Origin of the sequence: Streptococcus nidrosiense (assembly GCF_042140045.1) — a bacterium.
GTDB classification, from domain to species: Bacteria; Bacillota; Bacilli; order Lactobacillales; family Streptococcaceae; genus Streptococcus; species Streptococcus nidrosiense.
This window is the reverse complement of record NZ_CP152419.1, coordinates 167,367-177,500: the sequence shown is the minus strand read 5'-3', so window position 1 is coordinate 177,500 and position 10,134 is coordinate 167,367. Positions and strand designations below refer to the sequence as shown.

At 33.3% G+C, this 10,134-nt stretch carries 9 protein-coding genes and 3 tRNA genes; 5 read left to right on the top strand and 7 right to left on the bottom strand.

The features are described 5' to 3' along the window. Positions 1-6: 6 nt before the first annotated feature. From AAFQ93_RS00800 to AAFQ93_RS00790, 3 genes are all read left to right on the top strand, one after another. Positions 7-79: transfer RNA gene (locus AAFQ93_RS00800), tRNA-His, on the top strand. Positions 80-92: 13 nt separating this feature from the next. After that, positions 93-164: transfer RNA gene (locus AAFQ93_RS00795), tRNA-Gln, on the top strand. A 9-nt stretch (positions 165-173) separates the two neighbouring features. Beyond that, positions 174-257, top strand: a tRNA-Leu gene (locus AAFQ93_RS00790). A 61-nt stretch (positions 258-318) separates the two neighbouring features. Here AAFQ93_RS00790 and AAFQ93_RS00785 read toward each other — a convergent pair. From AAFQ93_RS00785 to AAFQ93_RS00760, 6 genes are all read right to left on the bottom strand, one after another. Then, positions 319-1,470, bottom strand: coding sequence for a tyrosine-type recombinase/integrase (locus AAFQ93_RS00785; protein ID WP_375555374.1), 1,152 nt, complete (start codon positions 1,468-1,470; stop codon positions 319-321). 51 nt (positions 1,471-1,521) lie between these two features. Continuing rightward, positions 1,522-1,860, bottom strand: coding sequence for a DUF771 domain-containing protein (locus AAFQ93_RS00780; RefSeq protein ID WP_375555373.1), 339 nt, complete (start codon positions 1,858-1,860; stop codon positions 1,522-1,524). 21 nt (positions 1,861-1,881) lie between these two features. After that, positions 1,882-3,012 (bottom strand): replication initiation factor domain-containing protein, encoded by a 1,131-nt coding sequence (locus tag AAFQ93_RS00775; protein ID WP_375555372.1) that lies wholly within the window; start codon positions 3,010-3,012, stop codon positions 1,882-1,884. 65 nt (positions 3,013-3,077) lie between these two features. Then, complete coding sequence (locus AAFQ93_RS00770) at positions 3,078-4,526, bottom strand: FtsK/SpoIIIE domain-containing protein (RefSeq protein ID WP_375555371.1); 1,449 nt, start codon at positions 4,524-4,526, stop codon at positions 3,078-3,080. Beyond that, positions 4,523-4,762: a hypothetical protein gene (locus AAFQ93_RS00765; RefSeq protein WP_261040764.1), complete on the bottom strand. Its 240-nt coding sequence runs from the start codon at positions 4,760-4,762 to the stop codon at positions 4,523-4,525. Before AAFQ93_RS00765 ends, AAFQ93_RS00770 begins: the two co-directional genes overlap by 4 nt. A gap of 13 nt (positions 4,763-4,775) precedes the next feature. Next, positions 4,776-5,228, bottom strand: coding sequence for a hypothetical protein (locus AAFQ93_RS00760; RefSeq protein ID WP_375555370.1), 453 nt, complete (start codon positions 5,226-5,228; stop codon positions 4,776-4,778). A gap of 401 nt (positions 5,229-5,629) precedes the next feature. Between AAFQ93_RS00760 and AAFQ93_RS00755 the strand changes: the two genes are divergently transcribed. Then, complete coding sequence (locus AAFQ93_RS00755) at positions 5,630-6,706, top strand: hypothetical protein (RefSeq protein WP_375555369.1); 1,077 nt, start codon at positions 5,630-5,632, stop codon at positions 6,704-6,706. Between the two features lie 26 nt (positions 6,707-6,732). Here AAFQ93_RS00755 and AAFQ93_RS00750 read toward each other — a convergent pair whose 3' ends face one another. Beyond that, a complete protein-coding gene (locus AAFQ93_RS00750; RefSeq protein ID WP_375555368.1) occupies positions 6,733-7,071 on the bottom strand; it encodes a helix-turn-helix domain-containing protein in 339 nt (112 codons plus the stop codon). A 165-nt stretch (positions 7,072-7,236) separates the two neighbouring features. On the opposite strand from AAFQ93_RS00750, the gene AAFQ93_RS00745 reads away from it, so the two are divergent. Further along, entirely contained in the window at positions 7,237-10,095 is a 2,859-nt protein-coding gene (locus AAFQ93_RS00745) for an SEC10/PgrA surface exclusion domain-containing protein (protein WP_375555367.1), read from the top strand. Positions 10,096-10,134: the final 39 nt, after the last annotated feature.

Genomic DNA, 10,134 nt, shown 5'->3' with positions numbered 1-10,134 from the left:
ATTATGGCGGGTGTGGTGAAGTGGTTAACACACCAGATTGTGGCTCTGGCATGCGTGGGTTCGATCCCCATCACTCGCCTATTTTATATTATTGGGGTATAGCCAAGCGGTAAGGCAAGGGACTTTGACTCCCTCATGCGTTGGTTCGAATCCAGCTACCCCAGTTACTATTTGCCGGCGTGGCGGAATTGGCAGACGCGCTGGACTCAAAATCCAGTGTCCGCAAGGACGTGCCGGTTCGACCCCGGCCGCCGGTATAATATAGTATTAAGAAACATTGTTAAATCAATGTTTCTTTTTGCTTTGGTCAACTTATGGTCAACAATTCTCTTTTTTAACTAAACTTGTTAATACTGAACGAACTTTATTGTTTTCAATTTCTGCTTTTTCTTTTATAAGATGGCCGTAAGTTTCAGTTATTTGTTTAATATCTCGATGACCCATTAACTTTGAAACTGCCCAAATATCAACACCCATTGCTAACATTGTTGAACAATACGTGTGTCTCAAACCTGTGCTTGTCATAGTTTGAGGATAAATTTTCAAATCTTTTAAAATTTGTTTTAGATGCTTATTGATTCCTGCATTTGTTACAATCTTATAATTCAAATCTACTAAAATCATATTTTCGTTATTTATAATTGTACCGTTTTCAATGAATACAGTTTGTTCTTGTTTTAATTTTTTTAGAATAGTTAAAGTATCATTATCAACAGGAATTGTACGAATTGATTCTTCAGTTTTAGGATTTGCCCACCGTTTTCTAGCTGTATCATATCGTCTATAAGTTTTGATCTCTGAACTTTGCCACAACACACAATCCCATGTGAGACCTGCAACCTCTCCTGCACGCATTCCTGTTTTTAGTTGAATTAGTAAAAGATACGGTACAATTGAAGTTGTTAAATCAAGATTATTTTCTAAATATGTTACTAGTTTTTGATAGTCATCAAAGCTATGAATATATTTTTCATCTCTTCTTTTTTTAGGGGGACGACCTGAAATAATGACACCTTCAGTAAAATCTTCTATATTAAGCTTATCTCGTTTCGCAAATACAATCACATTTCTAATTTCCGCATTCATTCTACTAACATTGTCACGACAATTTGTTTCAGCGTACTTGTTTATAAAACCTTGATATTCGCTTGCTTTAATTTTCAAAGCTGGTTTGTCTTTGAAATATTCTTTGATAAACTTACCACGCAATAAATGTTTATTAAATGTAGAGTCAGCTTTTCCGAGTGGTTTAACTGTTAATTCTAACCATTTTTCCCAAAGGGCATAGAATGTAATATTTTTATCAATTATTGCACCATTAATCAATTTTAGCTCCAGGGCTAGCGCTTCAATTTCAGCTTCTCTTTTTGTCTTAAAGCCTGAATTTGAAGCAACTACCTTTTTATTTTTATCAAAAATTCTATAATCCCATAAATTCTTTTTACCTCGTTTTCTGAATGAAACAGACATGATTACCTCTTTTCTAAAGACGATAACCAAGATATTATCTTGATTATCGTATCATAAATTAAAGATTTCTGCAAAATTTTCTTCAAAAAATTGTTTCGTTTTGCTTGCTAAGAAGTAGTACCGTCCGCCCTGATTATTTGGATATTTCACAAACCCATCTCTGTTTTTATCAATATCAATTTTTGAGCGAATATCTGCTCGATAGAGAACATTTTCTAATAACCACGGTCGAGATACTGAAATCATCTCTAAAACCTCGGATAAGCTCATATATTTCCCCTGTGAAGCCTTGTTTTTTAAATCAAGATATTCATCTTTTTCTACTATAATATGAGAAGTAGGCAACTGTACTTCCAAATTGTCTATTTTGATTGAGATTTTATCTCCCATATTAATTTTCCTTTCATCGTCTTACTTGAATACACGCCACGGCTCTTTTTCTTTCATTAGTTCATCTTTTTTATTATTTAGAAAAATGATCGTGTCTGGTGAGGGTTTGTACTTTGTTTTGAAATGAATCAAAACATGCTTGAAAAATTCCTGAATTGCTTCTTTACCGTAAATTTTATCAATCTTGTATAGAAATGATTCTAAACCGCTGTTTTTCAATAAGTAAATATAGGTAGATAATAAATCATTTTTTCTTCTTGGTTTTGACCTCAATAAATCAAAATCAGTTGAAACATATTCCAACATAACCTTTGAAATATCCCATAATTCATCATTTTTGAAAAATAAATACTTATCTGTAAATCGTTGAAAAATCAAGCTCGATAGTTCTTTATCATTTCTACATTTTAAAATATCTAAACCAGTTTGGTTAGCGTAAGACTGCCTAATTGACATTTCAAATCGCACCCAATCATCACATTTCAAGGCTTCGTCATAATAGATGCCTTTCTTTTGCTCCTGTTCCAATTTTTTATCATAGATTCTTAACAGTAGTGAGTTTCCTTTATTTGCTTTGCTACCGACATAAATCGTTTCTGCTCTGTTATTTGTGTTAATAGTACGGACATTTGACTGATTTTTTCTCAATTTAATTGTATTTGTAACACTGTCAACATATTTTGATTTTATTATTGACTTATTTAATTCTTGATAAATCTGATTTACTTTCAAACCTTCATCTTTAAAATCAATCGCAAAATCAATTTTTGAAACTCTACAACTACCGCTAAAATAATTTTCTAATTCAAAAAATTTTTGAACTAATTGACGATACGAAATTTTTTGATTATCTTCTTCGCGTCGTTTCAAATAATGTTTTAAACCTTGCCCTGAGAATTTGAGAAAAATTCCCATTCTTGGACTGTCCGTGTTAAAACATAACAAAATTTCAAATTCATCAAAATTGATAATATGATTGTAGCCTGCAAAACCTTTTTCATTTAACTTGAAATTAACTGTGTACTTTTCTAATTCCAATAATTCATCAATTTTTAAACAGATATTAGAAGCAAATGCTTCATAATCAGACATCATCTCGTTAAAATCAGGTAAAAAAACAAATGAAATTTCATCAACATCACATTGAATCATAGTAAAATAGCTCCTTTTTAATTATTTTATAGTTGACCCCGTAAGGGGTGGGATGGGGGTCATTACTAGACCCCCCTGAATGCTAATGCCCCATATTTACGCTTTTTTCTTAATCTCTGACCGTATAAAAACGCTTGTTTAAATGTACTAATTTTTTCCAAACCGTGTTCGTGTAGATTAATGTTCCAAAATCGTCTGGGTTTGCTGAACTGTCCATCACTAGTCATGATATAGCCTGAAAATCTGGGCGCATGATTATCAATATTATCTGTTTCTCCAAACACCATTCTAGCTAATTCGTCTGTGATGGAACCGTTTGATAAACAAATACGAACACCTAAATTGTCTCGTATTGCTGTTGAGAGCAACTCTGCCCTTGGTTGTTGCATACAGATACAGATATAGACACCACTCGAACGAGAACGTGAAACAATAGACAAGACTAAATCTTGAACCCTTTTTCTCATCTTAGTATCCGTTATACTTGATAGCATCGCAGAATACTCTTCGATAACACACAACTTCATTTTCATCTCCTTGCCGAAATTAACAAAAGTTGCTCCAGTAATGTCGTCCCGTGCTGACAATTTCGCAATTTCTTTTTCACGTTTCATAACTAATTCTAATAACTCTTCAAAATACGCTAAAATTTCATCACTATCAGATAAAATCACACCTTTTTGAAGAAAAGTCCAAGAACTGAACTCAGATTTAACATCTAAGATTGTTAAATCAACTTCTGAATCAAACATAAAAACTTGAGTAAGTAACGATTTTAAGAATGTTGTCTTTGAACTTGACGTGTTACCAATAATTAAAGCATGTATATTCTTCAACAATGAGAATGTCAAACCTTCTTCAACTGTTATTTCAAAATCATTATCTGGTTTTAATTCTTTTATCTTCTTTGGTTTGAGCTGCCTTGCTTTTGCTTCTACAATATCATCTAATAAGTAAATGAACTCTGTATTATCTTCACTTAACCAATAATCTAAAACAATTAAAGAACGATTTTTACCCACTAAGCACGCTGATAACATTTCCGCAAACTTTTCTAAATCGTCAGTAGTTTGATCAGCTAATTTTTTGATTTTAACCGATATGCGCCTGCTCGACTTCAAGAAGTCGGCATGCGCTTTACTAACATCGATAAATTTGCTACCAACTTTGCGATTCGCAGTTGCTGAATCTAACAATGCTTTGTGTGTTTGTCGTTCTATCAATCTTAGTTGATAGTAACGAGATACTGAACCAATTTTTGATAAATTCAAAACAAACCGAACCAGTAAAACAATATTCGTAAAAAGCAAGACAGCTATTCCAATCACTATTAAATTCAAACCAGGCTGTGCTTCACTTCTAAAAATCCCAATCTCTGTTCCTTTAAATAGTAGCCATCGAATAATACCACCACCAAATAGTAACCCAACTCCAAAAAATTGGAGTAGAGTTACTAGGCTTGGCAAGGTTGGCATCAGATGACCCGTATTTTTATTTAATTTATACCGAATCATAAATACCTACAAATCTCTTCCATTTCATTTAACATCTTACGACGCATAAGTTCAAAATACATATACGAACGAATGAAATCAGTGTAACGACCGTTTGAGTAAACCAAACTCAAATTAATAAAAGATGAAACTCGTCCTTCAATTTCAGAATTAATGTATGCTGATAAAATCTTTCGTAGTTCAATGGGCAAGTCTAAAGCTGATAAATCATCTAATTCTTTATAAATATCTTGCATATCTATTTCCTCTTTACTTTAAACTAACTTCGTTGACATCTTCAGCCCAAACTTCTATAACATCATAACTTTTATACTTGTTTTTTCCTCTGGGATTGACTAACTGATATAAATGTCTAAACTGAATCTTGTTCGCAATCTCCAAACTTGGAACAACAAGACTAATCAATTTAACCGAACCGTCATCGCGAGGCATCGAAAGAAACACTTCGTAGCCGATTGATTTGTCTGAAAAGACTGGGGCGTTTTTACCATTACTATTTTTCTCAAAACCGATAATTGGGAAGAATGGCTGTGGCTCAGTAACGCTAACAGCTACGCAAGTTGAGATGTTTGTGAGCAATGGGGCAATGCGACGATCGTTTACAATTGAACCTTCTGATTGTTTTGAATTGCTTCCAAACAATCCTGTTTGCAATAATTTGTCATTAACCTGTGACATTGGTATAACCTTTACTAGCTTCAAGCTAGTTCTTTCCGTTGAATCTTTCTTGTAAATATTTGAACCTTCTTATTTACATTTCAAGTGTATCATGATTAAAATTGACTGTCGATTGAGAGAGAAAACAGACATTTAAAAACATTCTCATACAACTATTTTAAACATGTGACATGAAATGAAATTAAGTGATTCATCATTCACAAGATAAGTATATCAAAAAACAAATTGTATTTTGTTGAAATAAAACAGACGGTAAATCAAATAAATTTCATACAACTATTATAATTATGCAACCTAAAAAACCAGTATATAAAGAAAAATATAGTTGTATAGAATAATTTAAAAAATAAACCACCGAAACAGTTGCTATATACAATCTATTGTGTTATACTCAAAATATAAACTTATAGAAAGTTGGAAATTAAATGTTTAAAAACACAGTAGAATTTGTAAAACGTGCAACGATAGATGCAGTACCTGAAAAGGTTAAAATCTTCAAAGATGAACAATTGCAAAAAGGACTGAAATATTATTGGTATATGTTTTTGCATGACGAAAGAATTGGAGAAGTATCTGATATATTTGCATATTACGGCGGAAACAAAGACACAGCTAAACAAAAAATGAGTCGATTAATGAAAGATAGTCGAACTCATTTGTCTGACAATATTTTAGAGTTGCTTGCTAAGAATATGAATGTAAGTGTTTCAGAATTGTTATGGGGTAATGAAGAAAACTGGAAGAAATTGCTTCCAAGTCTCTTTTATTTAATTATTTTTGAATCTATCAGCACATCTGATTTTAAAACAATTAGAGAGCAACAATTGAAATCAAATATGCTTGAAGTTTTGAAAGAGTCTGTCTTGTTTTCAAGTGAATTAGCTAAAAAAGAGATCGAAGCAGACTTATCTGATGGTATTGTTGCATTTGATATTTTTGATAAGAATTTATTTAAAGTTATTTCAAGACTTTATCAAAATGAAGTGGAAGAAAAATTTTACAGACTATTTCAAGAATTCTTTATTGAAAAAAACTATTGTTTGAAAAAATTAGATAATAGAATAATTGATTTTGCAGAACGAGTGTATGAAGATGTTATTTTTGATAACAAGAAAACAGAAGATTCACTAGGGATTCAGGTTTATCAGACTTCAAATTTATTTTTGAATGCGGATTATAGAGAATATAGAGCAAGTACTATACAAAAGAACTCCTTGAATGAACTAGTACTAGAAGATGGGCAAGTATTAGAACATTATTTAGAGGAAGAACAAAGAATGATAGTTGAACAAGTTTCAAAATTTGTAAATGGTTTAGATAAGATTCAAAGAAAACAAGATGAACGCTTAGGCTATCGAAAGAACAACAAAACTTTATTCAAATATGGATTTGATTTTGTTCAATTTGATGAAAAATATTTTAAGGAATCAGATGAGAAAGTAGAAGAAACTATATTATCTACTGAACAAATGACCGCAGATTTGAAAAAATTAGATATGTAAAAAAAACAACCGTTAAGATTTCATTCTTAGCGGTTGTTTATGTTATTTAATAGGGTTGCTACTGCATCAATTATATCTGTTTTTTGTGGTTCTGGTATTTGTTCAAGTTGATTGATAATATTTTCAATTTCTTTACTCTTTTCTGGAAAACCGAAATTAAAAAATGTTTTTTCATCTACTTCAAGAGCTATTAAAATTTTGTTTAGTGTTTGTATTTGAAAATTATATTTTTCATTTTCAATGTTATGGATATGCTTAGAACCTAAGCCAGCCAGTTCAGAAAGTTTTTCTTGGCTAATTCCTTTGGTTAATCGCAAATATCTAATTCTTTTGGCAATGAAAGTTTGTAAGTTATTTTGATTCATAGTTTTTACCTTTATTTATTATTTTAAAGATAAAAATTATAAATAATAAGTAGCACAAATTACACTTATATATTAAATAAGTGTTGCATATTACACTAAAAAATGATAGAATAGTGTAGTAAAATTATAAAAAAGCTCACTTTATTAGTTTTTAAAGGAGAATTGATGAAGAAACTGCAAACAATTACCACTTCAACAGCTATTGCGCTTGCATCAGTTGGTGGAACTGCATTTGCTCAAGAAGCTCAAACGACTTCAGTACCTGCTGACACTGCTGTCAATGAACCAGCTCTTGTTGCTAAGTCACAAGTGAAACCACTTGAAAAGAGCCAAGTTCCTGCACCTTCTACGGTAGAACCTGCACTTAATGCACAAAAAGCTGTTGTTAAAGATGCTGAAGCTAAAGTTGAAACAGCTAAAACTGATGTTCAAGCAAAAGAAGCTACTGTTGCTTCAATTGAAACAGAATATACTAATGCAGATAAAGCTGTTAACGATGCTGAAGCAATTGCTTCTCAAGTAACACCTGCAAAAGTTGCTCAAGTAAAAGAAGCTCAAGCTAAGAACCTTGACGCACAAACTACTAACCAAGAAGCAACTGAAGCTACAAACGAACAAATCAAAGCTGAGACTACTGTTCTTGCTGAAAAGCAATCAGACGTGGCAACAGCTAAAGAAAATCTTGACCAAGCTGAAAAAGATGTCCAAACAGCTGAACAAACAGTCGCAAATGCAGAATCTGCACTTGACGGAACTGGACTTACTCAAGCTGAAAACGACTTGAAAGACGCTCAAAAAGGTGTCAAACATGCTGAAGCTACAGTCGCTGAAGCTGAAGATGCTTTCAAGACAGCAAAAAAAGCTGATGAAGCACGTGAAGATACTATCAAATCAGCTGAAACTGATGTGAATACTAAAAATGATGCTGTCAAATTGGCGAAAGAAAAATTAACAACCGCTAATCAACATGCTGAATCAGTAGACGCTAAGTTGCAAACAGCTCAAGACGAGTTAACAAAAGCTCAAGACGCACTCAAAAATGTTGATATTGTCAAAATTGGTAATCCAACACTACCATTGTCTGCACTATCTGAAAAAGAACGTCAATCACTTGGTACATCTTTAAATGAAATTACATTTAAAGAAGCTTACGATTTATGGCAAAATAAGGATAACGAACTTACTAGAGAAATTCTACGCGCATCCGCAGTAAACATGGTCAATGCTTCAACCATCAAAATCAGCGAAGCTGATAAAAATCGTCCAATCGATTTAAATAACCTAACTGATAACCAATTAGTGGAAATCAGCCAGTTCTATGCTAAACTTGTAACTCAGTTGAAACATAATTTTGGTCAAAATTCAAGCAAAAACGTTCAAACTACACAAAAAATCTTAGAACATTCAAAATCAGTTGCTAAGAAATATGAAGAACGTGCTCTTGACCCAAATGTAGCTGGTCACATCCCAGGTGGACTTGAAAACCTTATGCCAATGAGCAACGGTAATCAAGTAACTAATATGTATGCACTCAAACACTCAGTAATGCGTTCATTCAAACTATCTTCATTCGAAGATGAACCATCTAAATGGGAGCATCTACGCAACAACTTGTCTAATGAAAACAGCAAAACTGTTGCTCTAACTGTTGCTAACATCAATGGTAAATATTGGATGATTACAACATTCGGAAGTCTCTATAATTTTGACAACGATACAGTCATCGAAGACAAAACAGACATCGCAACTCTTGAAAAAGCAGTCGCAACAGCTGAATCAAACCTTGAACAAGCTAAAACTGCATCAGAAAATGCTAAGAATGCTTTAACAACAGCTTCAACAGATTACGCAAGCGCACTTAGCTTGAAAACTGAAGCTGAAAAAGTCTTGGCAGACGCAATGGCTACGCCATTGCAAGCTCAAGTTGCTGAAAACAACCTACGTTTGGCAAACATTGCTCTTGAAAATGCTAAGAAACGTGAAGCTCAAGCAAATGAAGCAGTCGCTAACTTCTCAGCAAGTCTAGCTGACAAGAAAGCTACTCTTGAAAAGGCTCAAGACGCACTTAAATCAGCTAAAACGGCTAAAACAATTGCGTCACAAGCTCTTGAAAATGCTTCAGCTAAACTTGAAGACCAAGAAACTAAACTAGACAACTTGAACAAACAAGTTACAAAACTTCTTGCTGAAAAAGATGCTCTTGTTAAAGAAGCTAAAGAATTGGCTGAAACCTTGCAAGCATATTTGGACGCACCAGTTGCTCTAACTAAAGCAAAACAAGCTAGAACAGCCGTTAGTGTCAAATTGGAACTCGCTAAATCTGACCTAGAAATGGCACAGTCTAAGCTTGAAAACTTGTTGACTGCACAAAAAGCTGAAGAAGCTAAACTTGCAGAACTTGAAGCAACATATGCTAAACTCGTTGACCTTGCAGAAAAAGCTCAAGAAAACGTTGTTGCAACACTTCCTGACGGTACAGTAATCGCTGTCCCTAAAGTAGCACCAACAGTTGAAACACTTCCTGAGTTGAATCTTGATGCACTTGTCAAGGAAGATGCTAAAGATAGCATTGTGAAACAACTTCCTGACGGAACAATTGTTGCTGTTCCTAAAGATGCACCAGTTGCTGAAACTCTTCCTACTGTCAATGTTGACGAGTTGAAGAAAGCTCTTGATGCAGGTAAAGAAGTGACTATCGATACACAAGGGAATGTTGTTGTACGTGCAACAAAACCAGCTACTGATGAAAAACCAGTTAACGTTGATCGTCCACAAGTCAATAATGATAAATCAAATAAAGATTATGCAAGTGATAAAAACGTTACTATTGATAACAAAGGAAATGTTATCACAAAAGGTCAGACTTACACAAGTCAACAACAAGCATCAAATAAGACAACTTATTCACGAGTAGAACGTGCAAAAACATTACCAAATACAGGAGAGTCATCAAGTGTTGCAATGTTGGTACTCGGTGCAATTCTTGGAACATTTGGACTTGTAACAGTACGTAGAAAAAATTAGAATAATACAAAAATCTTCTTATTATAGGCTCATTGTCAA

Excerpts from the sequence above, each read along its gene's own strand:
- AAFQ93_RS00785 (WP_375555374.1), bottom strand. The coding sequence starts at position 1,470 with ATGTCTGTTTCATTCAGAAAACGAGGTAAAAAGAATTTATGGGATTAT.
- AAFQ93_RS00780 (WP_375555373.1), bottom strand. The coding sequence starts at position 1,860 with ATGGGAGATAAAATCTCAATCAAAATAGACAATTTGGAAGTACAGTTG.
- AAFQ93_RS00775 (WP_375555372.1), bottom strand. The coding sequence starts at position 3,012 with ATGATTCAATGTGATGTTGATGAAATTTCATTTGTTTTTTTACCTGAT.
- AAFQ93_RS00770 (WP_375555371.1), bottom strand. The coding sequence starts at position 4,526 with ATGATTCGGTATAAATTAAATAAAAATACGGGTCATCTGATGCCAACC.
- AAFQ93_RS00765 (WP_261040764.1), bottom strand. The coding sequence starts at position 4,762 with ATGCAAGATATTTATAAAGAATTAGATGATTTATCAGCTTTAGACTTG.
- AAFQ93_RS00755 (WP_375555369.1), top strand. The coding sequence starts at position 5,630 with ATGTTTAAAAACACAGTAGAATTTGTAAAACGTGCAACGATAGATGCA.
- AAFQ93_RS00750 (WP_375555368.1), bottom strand. The coding sequence starts at position 7,071 with ATGAATCAAAATAACTTACAAACTTTCATTGCCAAAAGAATTAGATAT.
- AAFQ93_RS00745 (WP_375555367.1), top strand. The coding sequence starts at position 7,237 with ATGAAGAAACTGCAAACAATTACCACTTCAACAGCTATTGCGCTTGCA.